This is a genomic window from Mycobacterium sp. (assembly GCF_046330795.1).
Taxonomy (GTDB): Bacteria; Actinomycetota; Actinomycetes; order Mycobacteriales; family Mycobacteriaceae; genus Mycobacterium.
In genome coordinates this window covers 1326863-1343198 of the sequence record NZ_JAXLSA010000001.1, presented here as the reverse complement: position 1 = coordinate 1343198, position 16336 = coordinate 1326863, and the positions used below count along the sequence as shown (strand labels likewise).

General features: G+C 70.3%; 16 protein-coding genes. 10 read left to right on the top strand and 6 right to left on the bottom strand.

Features of this window, described 5'->3' with window-relative positions:
• Positions 1-141: 141 nt before the first annotated feature.
• The 4 genes from U0R18_RS06330 to U0R18_RS06315 are packed head-to-tail and all read right to left on the bottom strand — an operon-like array spanning position 142 to position 3524.
• On the bottom strand, positions 142-396 hold the full coding sequence (locus U0R18_RS06330; RefSeq protein ID WP_526367013.1) for a DUF2631 domain-containing protein: 255 nt from the start codon (positions 394-396) through the stop codon (positions 142-144).
• A 34-nt stretch (positions 397-430) separates the two neighbouring features.
• Positions 431-1762, bottom strand: coding sequence for a cryptochrome/photolyase family protein (locus U0R18_RS06325; RefSeq protein ID WP_526367011.1), 1332 nt, complete (start codon positions 1760-1762; stop codon positions 431-433).
• A gap of 38 nt (positions 1763-1800) precedes the next feature.
• On the bottom strand, positions 1801-2418 hold the full coding sequence (locus U0R18_RS06320; protein WP_526367009.1) for a TetR/AcrR family transcriptional regulator: 618 nt from the start codon (positions 2416-2418) through the stop codon (positions 1801-1803).
• On the bottom strand, positions 2415-3524 hold the full coding sequence (locus tag U0R18_RS06315; RefSeq protein WP_526367007.1) for an oxygenase MpaB family protein: 1110 nt from the start codon (positions 3522-3524) through the stop codon (positions 2415-2417). Before U0R18_RS06315 ends, U0R18_RS06320 begins: the two co-directional genes overlap by 4 nt.
• Positions 3525-3588: 64 nt before the next feature.
• On the opposite strand from U0R18_RS06315, the gene dxr reads away from it, so the two are divergent.
• The 6 genes from dxr (at position 3589) to U0R18_RS06285 (ending at position 10666) form a co-directional block, all read left to right on the top strand.
• Positions 3589-4767 carry a 1-deoxy-D-xylulose-5-phosphate reductoisomerase gene (gene dxr, locus U0R18_RS06310; protein WP_526367005.1) on the top strand — a complete coding sequence of 393 codons (1179 nt, stop codon included), beginning with the start codon at positions 3589-3591 and terminating at the stop codon, positions 4765-4767.
• Positions 4764-6008: a M50 family metallopeptidase gene (locus U0R18_RS06305; protein WP_526367003.1), complete on the top strand. Its 1245-nt coding sequence runs from the start codon at positions 4764-4766 to the stop codon at positions 6006-6008. The genes dxr and U0R18_RS06305 overlap by 4 nt, the downstream gene beginning before the upstream one ends.
• Positions 6009-6018: 10 nt before the next feature.
• The gene (gene ispG / locus U0R18_RS06300) at positions 6019-7182 is read left to right on the top strand and encodes a flavodoxin-dependent (E)-4-hydroxy-3-methylbut-2-enyl-diphosphate synthase (RefSeq protein WP_526367001.1); all 1164 of its coding nucleotides are present in this window, start codon (positions 6019-6021) and stop codon (positions 7180-7182) included.
• Positions 7183-7217: 35 nt separating this feature from the next.
• Entirely contained in the window at positions 7218-8072 is an 855-nt protein-coding gene (locus U0R18_RS06295; protein ID WP_526366999.1) for a GNAT family N-acetyltransferase, read from the top strand.
• Between the two features lie 170 nt (positions 8073-8242).
• Complete coding sequence (locus U0R18_RS06290; protein WP_526366997.1) at positions 8243-10021, top strand: penicillin-binding transpeptidase domain-containing protein; 1779 nt, start codon at positions 8243-8245, stop codon at positions 10019-10021.
• A gap of 42 nt (positions 10022-10063) precedes the next feature.
• Positions 10064-10666, top strand: a complete 603-nt coding sequence (locus U0R18_RS06285; RefSeq protein WP_526366995.1) for a DUF1707 domain-containing protein — start codon at positions 10064-10066, stop codon at positions 10664-10666.
• Positions 10667-10675: 9 nt separating this feature from the next.
• Here the strand turns inward: U0R18_RS06285 and U0R18_RS06280 are convergent, their stop codons facing one another.
• Both U0R18_RS06280 and U0R18_RS06275 read right to left on the bottom strand, forming a co-directional pair.
• The gene (locus tag U0R18_RS06280) at positions 10676-11845 is read right to left on the bottom strand and encodes a sulfotransferase (protein ID WP_526366993.1); all 1170 of its coding nucleotides are present in this window, start codon (positions 11843-11845) and stop codon (positions 10676-10678) included.
• Positions 11846-11971: 126 nt separating this feature from the next.
• On the bottom strand, positions 11972-12361 hold the full coding sequence (locus U0R18_RS06275) for a PaaI family thioesterase (protein ID WP_526366991.1): 390 nt from the start codon (positions 12359-12361) through the stop codon (positions 11972-11974).
• Between the two features lie 94 nt (positions 12362-12455).
• On the opposite strand from U0R18_RS06275, the gene map reads away from it, so the two are divergent.
• The 4 genes from map (at position 12456) to U0R18_RS06255 (ending at position 16334) form a co-directional block, all read left to right on the top strand.
• A complete protein-coding gene (gene map / locus U0R18_RS06270; RefSeq protein WP_526366989.1) occupies positions 12456-13313 on the top strand; it encodes a type I methionyl aminopeptidase in 858 nt (285 codons plus the stop codon).
• A 79-nt stretch (positions 13314-13392) separates the two neighbouring features.
• Positions 13393-14889, top strand: a complete 1497-nt coding sequence (locus tag U0R18_RS06265; protein WP_526366987.1) for a cobyric acid synthase — start codon at positions 13393-13395, stop codon at positions 14887-14889.
• Between the two features lie 226 nt (positions 14890-15115).
• Positions 15116-15730 carry a hypothetical protein gene (locus U0R18_RS06260; RefSeq protein ID WP_526366985.1) on the top strand — a complete coding sequence of 205 codons (615 nt, stop codon included), beginning with the start codon at positions 15116-15118 and terminating at the stop codon, positions 15728-15730.
• 52 nt (positions 15731-15782) lie between these two features.
• Entirely contained in the window at positions 15783-16334 is a 552-nt protein-coding gene (locus U0R18_RS06255) for an alpha/beta hydrolase (RefSeq protein ID WP_526367473.1), read from the top strand.
• The last annotated feature ends 2 nt before the right edge of the window (positions 16335-16336 follow it).

Below are 16336 nucleotides of genomic sequence, written 5' to 3'. Positions count from 1 at the left end.
AGTGCCCGCCATTTCGTAGATCTGGGTGACGAGACGCAGAAGGCCGTGCCGGCGGCAGCGAGTGGCCGAGACCTACGAAATGGTGCGGGTTACTCGAACTTTCCCGCCCGTGCGTACGTTTCGGCGGGGTCGGGGCGGGGGCTAGCGGAGCCAGCCGCGGCGGCGGCCCCAGATGTCGCGGATCAGGATGACCGCGATCACCACGGCGAACGAGACCAGGAAGACGTCCTCGACCTTGCCGACGTGGTTGCCGTGCATCATCAGCAGCAGGAAGCCGATGGCGAACACGCCGACGCCGTACCAGGTGCGGTGGTTGATCTTGCTCCAACCCCATTTGGCGGAGGGCACATCGGCCTCGTCCACCCCGTCGTGCCGCTCAACCTCGGTGCTGACCATGGCTGTCATTCTGGCATACCGGACGGCGCCGGACTCAGCGGATCCGCTGGTACCGGCGCAGGGCCTCGGCCCGTTCGCGGCCGTGGTCGACGATGGGCTCGGGGTAGGCCCCGGGATGCTCGCTGTCGCCCAGCTCCGGGATCCAGCGCCGCACGTAGGTGCCGTCGGGGTCGAACTTGCCGGCCTGGGTCTGCGGGTTGAACACCCGGAAGTACGGCGCCGCGTCGGTGCCGCTGCCGGCGGCCCACTGCCAGCCGTGGTTGTTGCTGGCGACGTCGCCGTCCACCAACTGGTCCAGGAACCAGCGGGCACCCCACTGCCAGGGCAGGTGCAGATCCTTGACCAGGAACGACGCGGCGATCATCCGCACCCGGTTCGGCATGAATCCGGTCTGGCGCAACTGACGCATGCCGGCGTCGACGATCGGGAAGCCCGTCCGGCCCTCCTGCCAGGCGGCGAACGCGGCGCGCGCGTCCGGCCCGTCGTCGACCTCGATGGCGTCGAAGCCGGCGTTGAAGTTCCACCACGCACTGCGGGGCCACTGCGCCAGCACGGTGGCGTAGAAATCGCGAAAGGCCAACTCGCGCAGGTACGCCCGCGGCCCGGCCGCGCGGGCGTCGAGGTCGGCGGCCATGGTTCGCGGGTGGATGTTGCCGAAGTGCAGGTAGGCCGACATCCGGCTGGTGTTGTCGAGGTCGGGCCGGTCGCGGTCGGTGTCGTAGCCGTCGACGGCCGCCTCGGCGAAGCGTTTCCAGCGCCGCCGGGCGGCCTTCTCGCCGGCCGGCAGCTCGAGCTCGGTGCCCGGGTCCGGGATCGCGATGTTCTTGGCGTCGATGTCGGCGGGGTCGATCCACCGGGCCGCGGCCGGCCCGGTACGCGGCGGCGCCCGCCAGCCGTGTTCGACCCAGCGCCGGTAGTAGGGCGTGAAGACCTGATACGGCGTGCCGTCGGGTTTCGTCACTCGGCCGGGGGATACCAGGTATGGCGAGCCGGTTTCCACCAGTTCGACGTCACCGAGCGCGGCGCGCACCGCGGTGTCGCGGCGCACCCCGAACGGGGTGAACTCCGCCGACACGTGCACCGACGACGCACCGATCTGTCTGGCCAGGTTGGGGATCCGGGTCTCGGGCCGGCCGCGTGTCACCAGCAACCGGCCGTCGAGGGCGGCGGAGAGTTCGCGCAACGAGTCGTAGAGGAACTGCAGCCGGCGCTCGCCGGCGCCGGCCAACCGGGGATCGAGCACGTAACAGGCCAGGACGTCCGCGCCGTCGGCGCCCGCCTCGGCCAGCGCGGGCAGATCGGCCAGCCGCAGGTCGCGGCGGAACCAGAGCAGGCGGAGCGGAACCCTCTTGGAAGTGGTGGACATCGTGAAGTGATTGTGCCCGCTGCCCGCGCGGTTGAACCTCAGGTGCGGGCGCGCAACGCCCGGTATGCGGCCGGACCGACGACGCGGGCGAGGTCCTCCGGCCGCCCGCCGGCGTCGAGTTGCCTGCGCACGGCCACTTCACAGATCCCGAGGAAGATCTCGGTCAGCACGGGCCCGACCCGGTCCGGGTCGGCAACCTCCCAGCGTTCGAACAGTGGGTGCATGACCTGCGCCACCTGGGTGAGCAGCCGCGCTCGGCCGTGCGAAATCGCCTGCGCCAGAATCGGTTCGGGATCGTTGGCAAAGATGATCCGCCAGGACGCGGGCCGGTCGACGACGTCGTCGAGCAGCGAGGTGAAGCCGTCGACGAACATCTGCTCCACCGAGCCGGTCTTCAGGGGCGGCAGGATCGCCAGCAGTCGCTCCATCGCCACCTGGCTCTCACGGTCGAGCAGCGCGGCCAGCACCTCGCCGCGGCCGGGGTAGCAGTCGTAGACCACCGGCCGGCTGACCCCCATGCGCTCGGAGATCGCCGCCATGGTCACCGCGCCCAGGCCGCGTTCGGCCGCGATGTCCAGCGCGGCGTCGAGCACCTGGGGGCGGCGACGCTCCGGGCCCAGGTGCTTGGCCCGCCCGGTCGGGGCGGCCCGGTTCACCGAACGGCGCCCAGGATCGGCTGCGACTCGACGAGTCCCTCGTCGCTGGGGGCGATGCCCTGGCCGAAGACCCGGGCGTGCTGTTTGGCGCGCAGCTCCCGGTGCGCGTCGCGCGGGGTGTCGAACCCGAGCCGGGTCTGGGCCTCCTGCGGCGTGGTGGTCGCCGGGTCCAGTGGCGCGATACCCAGCAGGGCCCGGCCGGCGACCTCGACGGTGTTGGGCGACAACAGCTTCAGCAGTAATAGCTGCAGCCGAGTGTTCATCGCGAGCACCCGGTAGGACACCTTCAGCGGCAGCGTCACGGCGCGGTCGAGCGCTTTCTCGACGACCGGCCGGTTGTAGAGCCCGGACATCTCGCGCATCCAGACCGGCATGGTGGCCAGGGTGCCGCGCCGGATCATCGCGGTGGCCACCAGCGTGGCCGGGCGCAGCACCCGCGGCATCGGCGGCAGCATCACCTCGGCGCGCAGCAGGTGGTTCATCGCCTGGCGCGCGATGTCGGACCCGAGCAGCTGCGGCCGCATCTGCTCGAAATACGCCTGGATGCCCGCTCGGGTGCGGGGGACGTCGGCGGGATCGCATGTCTGCAGTTCGGCCGCGACCGCGCACTCGGCCCAGTACTGGCGTTCCTCGGCCTCGGAGAGCCGGCCCGGGCCGAAGGTCTCGTAGGCCTTGAGGATCGAGTGCCAGGCGGTCAGGTGGATCCAGAGCTGGGAGTCCGGGTCGTTGGCGTCGTAGTGCCGGCCGGTCACGGGGTCCTCGCCGATGGCCTTGGAGTGCACCTTGACCAGGACATCGGCGGCCTTGGCGGTGGCCGCGCTGCCGTCGAAGGCGACCATCGCGAAGTAGCGCAGCGTCCGGTCGTAGCGGGTGCGTGGCCGCTTGTAGATGTCGTGGGTCTTGTCGACGGCGGCGACCAGGCCGGGATCGAGTTCCTCGATCACGACCGCACGCTGGAAGCCGATCGACAGCGAGGTGGGATAGCTCCACACCTTCCAGGTGACCGAATCGGGTCCGAAGAACCCGTAGTCCTCGGCGGGGGCGGGGGTGGGAATGTGCAGCCACTCGCGAACCACATTCCGACGCTGTGTAGGAATTTCCGACATGGCGTAGGATTTTGCCCCAACGCACGTTTTCCGGTCAAGCCCCGATACGCGGCACAATGGTCCAGTGACCAACGCGCTGGCCGAACGACGCCGCAAGGTCCTGATCCTCGGCAGCACCGGGTCGATCGGCACCCAGGCGCTGGAGGTCATCGCGGCCAACCCGGACCGCTTCGAGCTGGTCGGCCTGGCCGCCGGCGGCGGCAATATCGACGTGCTGGCCGCCCAGCGGGCCGCCACCGGGGTGACCAACATCGCCGTCGCCGACCAGGACGCCGCCGCCCGGCTCGGCGACGTGACGCACGCGGGCCCGGACGCGGCCACCCGGATCGTGGAAGAGACCGCGGGAGTAGATGTCGTCCTCAACGCCCTGGTCGGCGCACTGGGGCTGGAGCCCACCCTCGCGGCCCTGCACAGCGGGGCCCGGCTGGCGCTGGCCAACAAGGAATCGCTGGTCGCGGGCGGCCCGCTGGTGCTCGCCGCCGCGGCCCCCGGCCAGATCGTCCCCGTCGACTCCGAACACTCCGCGCTGGCCCAGTGCCTGCGCTCCGGCAGCGCCGACGAGGTCGCCCGGCTGGTCCTGACCGCATCCGGCGGCCCGTTCCGCGGCTGGACCGCGCAGGCCCTGGAATCGGTCACCCCCGAACAAGCCGGCGCGCACCCCACCTGGTCCATGGGGCCGATGAACACCCTGAACTCGGCCTCGCTGATGAACAAAGGCCTCGAGCTGATCGAGACGCACCTGCTGTTCGGGATCCCGTACGACCGCATCGACGTGGTGGTGCACCCCCAGTCGATCGTGCACTCGATGGTCACGTTCGCCGACGGGTCGACCATTGCCCAGGCCAGCCCGCCGGACATGAAACTGCCCATCGCCCTGGCCCTCGGCTGGCCGGACCGGGTCCCCGGCGCCGCGGTGGCCTGCGACTTCAGCACCGCGTCCACCTGGGAGTTCGAGCCCCTGGACGACGACGTGTTCCCCGCGGTCGACCTGGCCCGGCAGGCCGGCACGACGGGCGGCTGCATGACCGCGGTCTACAACGCCGCCAACGAAGAAGCCGCAGAGGCCTTCCTGCAGGGCCGCATCTCGTTCCCCGCCATTGTCCGAACCGTCGCCGAGGTGTTGCACGCTGCGGACCGGTGGGCCGCGCAACCGGCTACCGTGGAAGACGTACTCGACGCGCAGGACTGGGCCCGCCAGCGGGCTCGCCAGGCGGTTTCACAGGAGGTAGTCCCGGCCCGATGATGTTCGCTCTCGGCATCGCGCTGTTCGCGCTGTGCATCCTGATCTCCGTCGCGCTGCACGAATGCGGCCACATGTGGGTGGCGCGCGCCACCGGCATGAAGGTGCGACGGTACTTCGTCGGTTTCGGCCCCACTCTGTGGTCCACCCACCGGCCCAACCAGATCGGCAGCACGGAGTACGGCGTCAAGGCCATCCCGCTGGGCGGCTTCTGCGACATCGCCGGAATGACCTCCGTCGAGGAACTCGAGCCCGGCGAAGAGCGCTACGCCATGTACAAGCAGAAGACCTGGAAGCGCGTCGCGGTGCTGTTCGCGGGCCCCGGGATGAACTTCGTACTCGGCCTGGTGATCCTCTACGTCATCGCGATCAGCTGGGGCCTGCCCGACCTGCACCCCAACACCACGGCCGTCGTCGGCCAAACCGCTTGTGTCGCACCGCAGGTCACCAAGGACGTCCAGGAGGGCCAGGACCCGTTCGGGCCGTGCCCGGAGCCGGGGCCGGGTCCGGCGGCGCTGGCCGGCATCCGGTCCGGCGACACCATCGTCAAGGTCGGCGACACCGACGTCGCGACGTTCACCGACATGGCCGCGGCCATCCGCCCGCTGCACGGCCCGGTACCCATCACCTTTGAAAGGGATGGCGCGACGCACGTCGTCACCGTCGACGTCGCGCAGACCCAGCGCTTCACCACGGCCGACGCCGCCGCGCCGGCCACCGTCGGCGCCATCGGCATCAGCGCCGCCGAACCGCCGGGGCCCACGCAGTACAACCCGGTGACCGCCGTCCCGGCCACCTTCGCGTTCACCGGCGACCTGGCCGTCGAACTGGGCAAGTCGCTGGCCAAGATCCCCACCAAGGTGGGCGCGCTGGTGCACGCCATCGGTGGCGGCGAGCGGGACCCCGAGACGCCGATCTCCGTGGTGGGTGCATCCATCATCGGCGGGGACACCGTCGACCACGGCCTGTGGGTGGCGTTCTGGTTCTTCCTGGCCCAGCTGAACTTCGTGCTCGGGGCGGTCAACCTGGTCCCGCTGCTGCCGTTCGACGGCGGGCACATCGCCATCGCCTGCTACGAGAAGGTCCGCGACATGTTCCGCCGGGCCCGTGGACTGGTCGCCGCCGCACCGGTCAACTACCTCAAGCTGATGCCCGCCACCTACGTCGTGCTGTTCGTCGTGATCGGGTACATGCTGCTGACCGTCACCGCCGACGTGGTCAACCCGATTCGCTTGTTCCAGTAAGGATTTCATCATGACGTCCATCGGCCTCGGGATGCCGGCACCGCCGGTTCCCGTGCTGGCGCCCCGACGCCCCACCCGCCAGCTGCGGGTCGGCGATGTCGGCGTCGGCAGTGACTCACCCATCTCGGTGCAGTCCATGTGCACCACCAAGACCCACGACATCAACGCCACCCTGCAGCAGATCGCGGAGCTGACGGCCTCGGGCTGCGACATCGTGCGCGTGGCGTGCCCGCGCCAGGAGGACGCCGACGCGCTGCCCATCATCGCCAAGAAGTCGAAGATCCCGGTGATCGCCGACATCCACTTCCAGCCGAAATACATCTTCGCCGCGATCGACGCGGGCTGCGCCGCCGTGCGGGTCAACCCGGGCAATATCAAGGAATTCGACGGCCGCGTCGCCGAGGTGGCCAAGGCCGCCGGCGCCGCCGGGATCCCGATCCGCATCGGTGTGAACGCCGGTTCGCTGGATCCCCGGCTGCTCCAGAAATACGGCAAGGCCACGCCCGAGGCGCTCGTCGAGTCCGCGCTGTGGGAGGCCTCGCTGTTCGAGGAGCACGGCTTTGGCGACATCAAGATCAGCGTCAAGCACAACGACCCCGTCATCATGGTCGCGGCCTACGAGCTGCTGGCCGCGCAGTGCGACTATCCGTTGCACCTCGGCGTCACCGAGGCCGGCCCGGCGTTCCAGGGGACCATCAAATCGGCGGTCGCCTTCGGAGCGCTGCTGTCGCGCGGCATCGGCGACACCATCCGGGTGTCGCTCAGTGCCCCACCCGCCGAAGAGGTCAAGGTGGGCAACCAGATCCTGGAGTCGCTGAACCTGCGCCCGCGCGGTCTCGAGATCGTGTCCTGCCCGTCGTGCGGCCGCGCGCAGGTCGATGTGTACACGCTGGCCAACGAGGTCACCGCGGGCCTCGAGGGCATGGACGTTCCGCTGCGCGTGGCCGTCATGGGCTGCGTGGTCAACGGGCCCGGCGAGGCCCGGGAGGCGGACCTCGGTGTCGCCTCGGGCAACGGCAAGGGCCAGATCTTCGTCAAAGGTGAGGTCATCAAGACCGTCCCCGAGGCGCAGATCGTGGAGACCCTGATCGAGGAAGCCCTGCGACTGGCGGAGGGCATGGGCGCTGATGGTGGGGGAAGTCCCAGCGGCGCGCCGGTCGTGACCGTAAGCTGAGGACGACCTCCCAGGACGTAACGGATCGGTTCCCCATGTCGGCTCCGCCACTGTTCCGCCTTGTCGACGAACGACGGGTGTCGCTGGTGCGCGACGTGGACGCGATCAACCGGGTACTCGACGCCGACCCCGTCGGATCCTGCATGGTGGCCGCCCGGGTGGCCGATCACGGTGTGGAGCCCGCCGCCATCGGCGGCGAGCTGTGGACGCGCCGGCATGCCGACGAGTCGCTGTGCTACGCCGGCGCGAACCTCATTCCGCTGCGCGGGGGCGGCTCCGACCTGAATGCGTTCGCGGACAAGGCAATGGGCTCGGCGCGCCGGTGCTCGTCGGTGGTCGGTCGTGCCGAACTGGTGCTGCCGATGTGGGAGCGGCTGCAGACCACCTGGGGTCCGGCACGCGATGTCCGGGACAACCAGCCGCTGCTGGCGCTGTCGGCGGCGCCGGCGTGTGCCGTCGACCCGGCGGTGCGCCGGGTGCGGATCGATGAGCTCGACGCGTATCTGGTGGCCGCCGTCGACATGTTCATCGGTGAGGTGGGCATCGACCCGCGGCTCGGCGACGGCGGACGGGGTTACCGGCGCCGGGTGGCCGGGCTGATCGCGGCGGGCCGCGCCTGGGCGCGTTTCGAACACGGGCAGGTGATCTTCAAGGCCGAGGTCGGCTCGGAATCGCCGGCCGTCGGCCAGATCCAGGGCGTCTGGGTGCACCCCGACCGGCGCGGGCACGGGCTGGGCACGGCGGGGACGGCCGCACTGGCCGCCGCGGTGGTGGCGGGCGGACGCATCGCCAGTCTGTACGTGAACAGCTTCAACACCGTGGCCCGAGCGTCGTACGCCAGGATCGGCTTCAGCCAGGTCGGCACGTTCGCCACCGTGCTGCTGGACTGAGCCTCTGCCTCCATCGACTCAGCGAAAACTGCGGCATCGCCCGAGTGGAGGTCGCAGTCACCGCTGAACAGATCGGGTGTGGGGGTGTCGCTGCGGGCCATGGCGCCCGCGCAGACTTAACATCAGCCTCAATGGTCACAATAAGATCAACAGTCACACACGTTTCGGTCATGGCCGTCGCGGTCCTGATCGGCAGCGGCGTCTCGGCATGCACGCCCAGGCCCGACGGCCCGGCCCCGACCGCCCAACAGTTCTTCGCGCGACTGGCCACCGGCGACACCACCGCCGCGGCGCAACTGACCGACCGGCCCGACGACGCCCGCAACACGCTCAACGCCTCCTGGGCCGGGCTGCAGGCCACCCACCTGGACGCCCAGGTGCTCGGCTCCGGATTCACCGAGGACACCGGAACCGTCGACTACCGCTACACCTGGCACCTGCCGAAGGACCGGACCTGGACCTACGACGGCCAGCTGAACATGGTGCGCAACGAGGGGCGTTGGGAAGTCCGTTGGGCCGCAACGGGTTTGCATCCGAAGCTGGGTGACCACCAGACCCTGGAGCTGCGCGGCGACGCGCCGAAACGGGCCTCGGTCAACGAGTTGGGCGGCACCGACGTGCTGCGGCCGGGCAACCTGTATCGCTACAGCCTGGACGCCAAACTCGCCGGGCCGGAGCTGATGTCGAGCGCACGCGCGGTCATCGACGCCCTGCACCCCTTCGACAACACCCTGGACAACCCGCAGCGGCTGGCCGAGCAGACCAGCGCCGCCGCCCGCATGGACCTGATCACCCTGAACAAGGGCGACAACGACCGCATCGCGCCGCTCATCGCGCAGCGGCCCGGCGTCGTGGTCACCCCGATTGCCGACCTGTTGCCCACCGACCCGGCCTTCGCGCCCGCCATCGTCGGCGAGGTCAAGAAGGCCGTCATCGACCAGCTCGACGGCGCGGCCGGCTGGGAAGTGGTCAGCGTCAACCAGAACGGCCTGGACGTCGACGTCCTCAACGATGTCCAGCCCGCAGCCGCGCCCTCGGTGTCGATCACGCTGGATCGCGTCGTGCAGGACGCGGCCCAGCGGGCCGTCGACTGGCAGTGGCGCAAGGCGATGCTGGTGGTCATCAAGCCGTCGACGGGGGAGATCCTGGCGGTCGCGCAGAACGCCGCCGCCGACACCGACGGGCCCACCGCGACCATGGGCCTGTACCCGCCTGGTTCGACCTTCAAGATGGTCACCGCCGGCGCGGCGATCGAACGCGATATGGCCACCCCGGACACTCCGCTGGGCTGCCCGGGCGAGGCCGAGATCGGCCACCGCATCGTGCCGAACTACAACAAGTTCGACCTGGGCACCGTACCGATGGCCAAGGCGTTCGCGAACTCCTGCAACACCACCTTCGCCGAACTGGCCAGCCGGATGCCGCCGCGGGCACTGAACCAGACCGCGGCCCAGTACGGCATCGGCGCCGACTACACCATCGACGGGCTGCCGACGGTGACCGGATCGGTCCCGCCGACGGTCGACCTGGCCGAACGCACCGAGGACGGCTTCGGCCAGGGCAAGGTGCTGGCCAGCCCGTTCGGGATGGCGCTGGCGGCCGCCACCATCGCGGCCGGCCGGACGCCGGTGCCGCACCTGATCGTCGGGCGGACCACCGAGGTCAAGGCCCAGCAGCAGGCGCCCATCGCCGCGGACATGCTCGACGGACTGCGCTCGATGATGCGCATGGTGGTCACCAGCGGCACGGCCAAGGAGATCGGTGACTGCGGCGACGTCCGCGGCAAGACCGGCGAGGCGGAGTTCCCCGGCGGATCGCACGCCTGGTTCGCCGGCTACCGCGGGGATCTGGCGTTCGCTTCGCTGATCGTCGGCGGCGGCAGCTCGGAGTACGCGGTGCGGATGACCAAGGTGATGTTCGACGCACTGCCCCCCGGCTACCTGGCCTGACGGGTCGAGTGCCGCGACCGCGGCCGTAGACTGGACCGCGCCATGTCCAGCCTCGAACCCGTCCCCATGCGCGTCTCGGACGCCGACCGCAACGGCACCCTGCGCCGGTTGCACAACGCCGTCGCCCTCGGGCTGCTCGACATCGGTGAGTTCGAGGACCGGTCCATCCGGGTGGCCACGGCCAGGATGCGCGACGAACTCGACGCACTGGTCGACGACCTGCCCGGTCCGGGCGCCATCGTGACGTCGGCCACCGACCACCTCGAGCTGCGCGGCGTCCTGGGTTCCCTGGAGCGCCGGGGCGAGTGGATGGTTCCCACCCGGCTGACGCTGGTGCGCCGGATGGGTTCGGTGGATCTCGACCTGACCCGCGCGCGGTTTGCGGGCCCGATCGTCGTCATCGAGCTGGACCTCAAGTTCGGCTCCCTGGATCTGCGGTTGCCCGACGGCGCCAGCGCATCCATCGACGACGTCGAGGTGATCGTCGGCAGCGCGCGCGACCACCGGATCATCCAGCCCCCCGAGGGCAGGCCGCACGTCGTGCTCACCGGCAAGGTCACCTGGGGATCGGTCGACATCCGAGGTCCGCGGCGGTCCCGGCTCGGCCGGCGGATCGCCGAACGGGCGCTGCGCCGCTTGAACTGAGCGGCATCCTCAGCGCAGTTCCTCCGTCGGCACCCCGTAGCGCTGCTGATAGGCGCTGACCCGCTCACGCACCTCGCCGGCATCGAGGCCGGTGTCGGCCCACGTGTAGCGGCCGCCCCCGCCGTCGCCGGGGTGGCCGGCCAGGAAGTCGCGCATCCGCGCCTCGGTTTCGGGGCTCAGCTCGCGGCCCAGCCGCCGGTACACCGCCGCGATGGTGGCGAACGGGTCGCGCATGAAGTCGGAGAACAGCACGTCGATCACCCGGTCGTCGGAAAGCTTGTCCCGCAACGACATCGAGCGGTCCAGACCGACGGTGATCTCCTCGTAGGACTGCGCCGCACACTCGGCCGGATCGACGTCGTCGGAGGCCATCCGGCGCAGCAACGCGGTCAGCGCGGTGATGGAGGAGATGACGTTGAGCGGGTCGCGGTGGGTCTGGACGATCAGGGCGTCCGGGTACTCGGCCAGCAGGGCGTCGAGCTGCCACAGATGTGCCGGCGACTTCAGCAGCCACTGCCCGGGCACCCCGGATTGCAGGTGCTGCAGGAAGATTCGGTGGAACCGGTAGGCGCCGGCATGGTCGGCGTCGTGCAGCAGCCAGCGGTAGTAGTCCGGCAACCGGTACTGCACGCCGAAGATCATCGAGGTGAACTCGCTGGCGAATATCCGCACGCACTCCTGGCCCACCAGCGCACCCATCGGGTGGAACTTCAGGAAGCCGGGGATGATCAGCTCGGAGGCCTCCAGGGTGGCCTGGGTCTCGGCGATCCGCGGATCGCCGTGGTAGGTCTCGGGTTGCGGTGGGGGACAAGGGTGGTCGACCTCCCACGTCAGCGGCGGCCGCAGGTCGGGGTCCTGGGCCAGCAGGTCGTAGAGAATGGTGGTCCCGGTGCGGGGCTGCCCGACGATGACGATGGGCTGCGTGATGGGACCGTCGGCCACCGCGGGGTTCGCGGTCCGGTGGGCGACGATCTGCAGCCGGTTCACCAGAGCCCGCTGGATGTCGCCGCAGGCGATCTCGACGCCCAGCGGCGACAGCCGCGCCTGGTGCGCCAGGCCGTCGGTGAGCAACCCGAGCCCGTCCTGCCATGAGGTGCCGCAACCGAAATCGCCGAAGTCGTCGCTGCCGGCCGCGTCCTGGGCCTGGGCGATCAGGGTGGCGGGGTCGAAGCGGTTCATGCGCCCCGGCTTTCTTCGCGAGCGTCCGGGTTTGTACGGTCCGCCCCGGCGTGTCGCGTACAGACACGGCCGCTCGCGGAAGAAGGGGGTCGGGATTGGGGCGCCGGGTCGAGGTCCGTCACGGGCTCAGCGCCGATCGAGAACCGCGAAGCTCAGGGTGGCGCGGCACGCCAGCCGGTCCCGCCCGACGTCCGTGACGTCGACGGCGGTCACGATCAGCCGCCGGCCGGCCCGCACGATGGTCGCCTCCGCGCGGGCGGGCCCCACGACCACCGGGGCCAGATAGTTGATGTGCAGGTCGGCGGTGGTGACGTCCCGGTCCGCGCCGACGTGGCGTCCCGCCAGGATGCCGGCGGCAATGTCGATGAGGGTGGCCAGCAGCCCACCCTGGATGGCCCCGCGCACGTTGACCAGGTCCGGCCGGTTGTCCATCTCCATGACCACCCGGTCGTCGGTCTCCACGACCGTGCGGTAGTTGAGCTGGTGCAACAGGTGGATCGACTCGGTCACCGGCATGACGGTAGCAGTCCTCTCCCGTAGTGAGATTGGGATTCTCCGACCGCCGTGACGGCCCGCATGCCGAGCCCGGCGGGAAGTTACGCTGGTGGGCATGTCCGTTCGCACCGCCCTGGCTCCCGGAGAGCTGTCCCCGACGCTGCCGGTGCCCAAGGCGATACCCCGGCCCGAATACGCGTGGCAGCCCACCGTCAAGGAGGGCACCGAGCCCTGGGTGCAGTCACCCGAGGTGATCGAGAAGATGCGCGTCGCCGGCCGGATCGCCGCCCGCGCGCTGGCCGAGGCCGGCCGGGCGGTGGCCCCGGGCGTCACCACCGATCACCTGGACCGCGTGGCCCACGAGTACATGCTCGACCACGGGGCCTACCCGTCGACGCTGGGTTACAAAGGATTTCCGAAATCCTGCTGCACGTCGCTCAACGAGATCATCTGCCACGGCATCCCGGACTCGACGGTGATCGAGGACGGCGACATCGTCAACATCGACGTCACCGCCTACCTCGACGGGGTGCACGGCGACACCAACGCCACCTTCCTGGCCGGCAACGTCTCCGAGGAACACCGGCTGCTGGTCGAGCGCACGCACGAGGCCACCATGCGGGCCATCAAGGCCGTCAAGCCCGGACGGCAGCTGTCGGTCATCGGAAGGGTGATCGAGGCCTACGCAAACCGGTTCGGCTACAACGTGGTTCGCGATTTCACCGGGCACGGCATCGGCACCACCTTCCACAACGGCCTGGTGGTGCTGCACTATGACCAGCCGTCGGTGGACACCGTGATCGAACCCGGGATGACGTTCACCATCGAGCCGATGATCAACCTGGGCTCGCTGGACTACGAGATCTGGGACGACGGCTGGACCGTGGCCACCCGGGACAAGAAGTGGACCGCGCAGTTCGAGCACACGCTGGTGGTCACCGACGACGGCGCCGAGATCCTGACCCTGCCGTGACCCTCCTCCCTCCGCGAGCAGACGCAAAGGTGGAGGTTTCGCGCGGAAATGAGGGGCGTTTGCGTCTGCTCGCGGGGCAATGGTGAGCGGCGCGCTGCTGGTCGCGGGAACCACTTCCGACGCCGGCAAGTCGATGGTGGCGGCCGGCCTGTGCCGGCTGTTGGCGCGCAAGGGAATCCGGGTGGCGCCGTTCAAGGCGCAGAACATGTCCAACAACTCGGCGGTGACCGTCGACGGCGGTGAGATCGGCCGGGCGCAGGCGATGCAGGCCGCCGCCGCCGGGCTGGCGCCGCACACCCGCTTCAACCCGGTGTTGCTCAAGCCGGGCAGTGACCGGACCTCGCAGCTGGTGGTGCGCGGGCGGGCGGTGGGGCAGGTGCGCGCCGCGGACTACATCACCCATCGGGAGTACCTATCGTCCCTCATTGCCGACGAATTGTCCTCGCTGCGAAGCGAATTCGACGTCGTCATCTGCGAGGGCGCTGGTTCGCCGGCCGAGATCAACCTGCGCGCAACGGATCTGGCAAACATGGGCCTGGCCCGCGCCGCCGATCTGCCGGTGCTGATCGTCGGCGACATCGACCGCGGCGGTGTGCTGGCGCACTTCTTCGGCACCGTCGCCGTGCTCGAGCCGGCCGATCAGGCGCTGATCGCCGGCTTTCTGGTGAACAAGTTCCGCGGCGACCCCGCCCTGCTGGCACCGGGTCTGCGCCGGCTCGAGGAACTGACCGGGCGTCCCACCTACGGCGTCGTGCCCTACCGCGACGACCTGTGGTTGGACACCGAGGACTCGCTGTCGGTGGCCGTCGGGCGCGCGGTCGGGGTGCCGCAGCCGCCACGCGGACGGGCCGGGCTCGACGTCGCGGTGATCCGGCTGCCCCGGTTGTCCAACACCACCGATGTGGAGGCCCTGGCCTGCGAACCGGGTGTGACGGTCCGGTGGGTGCACCATGCCGCCGACCTGGCGAACGCCGACATCGTCGTGCTGCCGGGCACCAGGGCCACGGTGTCGGACCTGGCGTGGCTGCGGGCGCGTGGGCTGGACGCCGCCGTCGCCGCGCATGCCGCGGCGGGGCGCACCGTGCTCGGCGTCTGCGGCGGGTTCCAGATGCTGTGCCGACGCATCGACGATGACGTGGAGTCGGGGATCGGCACCGTCGACGGACTGGGCCTGCTCGATGCCGACATCACTTTCGCGCCGGAGAAGACACTGGTCCGGCACACCGGGGCGCTCATCGGTTACGAGATCCACCACGGCCAACTCACCCGGGCCGGCGCCGACGACTGGCTGGGGATCGGGCTGCGGTGCGGGCCGGTGTTCGGCACGCACTGGCACGGCCTGCTGGACAACAACGCGCTGCGCCGGGACTGGCTGATGGCCGCCGCGGTCGCCGCCGGCCGGACGGCCTTCGCCGTCGCCACCGACACCGACGTACCGGGCCGCCGCGACGCGCAGCTGGACATCCTGGCCGACCTGCTGGACACCCACGTCGACGTCGGGGCGATCATGGGCCTGATCGACAGCGGCGCCCCACCGCGGCCGACGATCACCACGGCGCTGGATCGCCTAACCTGAGGCCATGATCCGGCCACGGACGCATCGCCGGGCCTCGTGCTCGCGGAACCGAACCGCTCGCCGAACCCGGCCACGGACGCATCGCCGGGCCTCGTGCTCGCGGAACCGAACCGCTCGCCGAACCCGGCCACGGACGCATCGCCGGGCCTCGTGCTCGCGGAACCGAACCGCTCGCCGAACCCGGCGGTGGTTGGCGTGGTGCGCGGTCACCGGGGCCCTGTCCGTCATGATCGGTTGCGGCACCGTGGTACCCGGCACCCCCACCTGGCCGGGCGCCGTCCTGCAGAAGATGCTGCTGACCGAGGCCGACTTCCCGGCCGGCGTGCAATTCGACCAGATCCGGGAGGATCCCGGTGCCCCGGACGGTGCCGGCTCCCCACCGTCGATGCTGTCCAAACCGCCGGGCTGCGCGAACGCCCTGACCGACGTGATCGCGAAGTCGGCTGAACGCGGTCCGGGCAGCGCCGCGAAATACGCGGTGTCCTACGACGGCGCACACCTGCAGATGGCGGTGCTGTCGTGGTCGCTGGACCTCGACGCGCTGGCGGCCACCGCCACCCGGTGCGAGCACTTCGAGACCTTCTTCGACGCGCAATCCGCCGGCATCCCCATCACCACCACCTTGTTGCCGTCGAACGACGGGACCCTGATCTATCGGCAGACGATGGACCTGGCCGGCCGGCAGAGCAGCGTCTACATGGCGTTCGCCAACGTCGGCCGGTACGCGGTGTTCGGCGTCGTCTTCCCTACCGAGGATCCGGCCATCCCGGTCAAAGCGACGCTGCCGCAAACCTTTACCGACGTGGTCGGCCGGCAGGTGCAACGGATGCGGGCCGCCTGAAACGGCTCCGCACCGCGATGGCGGGCGGTAGCGTGGCCCGGTGGTCTCGACGATGATGACCGTTGATGGTTATCCGGTCCCCGTCGGTGTGACAGGCCCGGAACACAGCCCGGCGGTGTTGCTCCTGGGTGCGGCCGAACAGGCCGTGGCCGCCTACGACGCGGTCTGCGACCGCCTGCACACCGCGTCGCTGCGCACGGTCGTCATCGGGGCGGACCCGCGGCTGTCGCCCGAGGCGGTGCTCGGCATGCTCGACACGGTCGGGGTGCGCTGGGCGGTGATCGTCGGTGACCGCGCCGGAGCCGAACTGGCCTGGCAGCTGGCCGCCCACCGGCTGGACCGGTTCACCGCGCTGGTGGCCATCGACCGCGGCCACCCCGCGGTGCCCGACCACGAGGGCAGGATCCGGGACCCGAACTGCCCGCCGGTCGAGATGAACACCACCGCCCTGGTCAGCACCCCGGCGGCCCGGGCGATCGCGATGGCCAGCCAGCGCTACGTGTACGGCGATTTCCGGGTGGTCGACATGCTGGGCCGGCGCAACGCCGCCGAGTCGACGGCGCAGTTCGCCGCCGAGGTGGTCATGCGCACCAGCACCTGGTGACG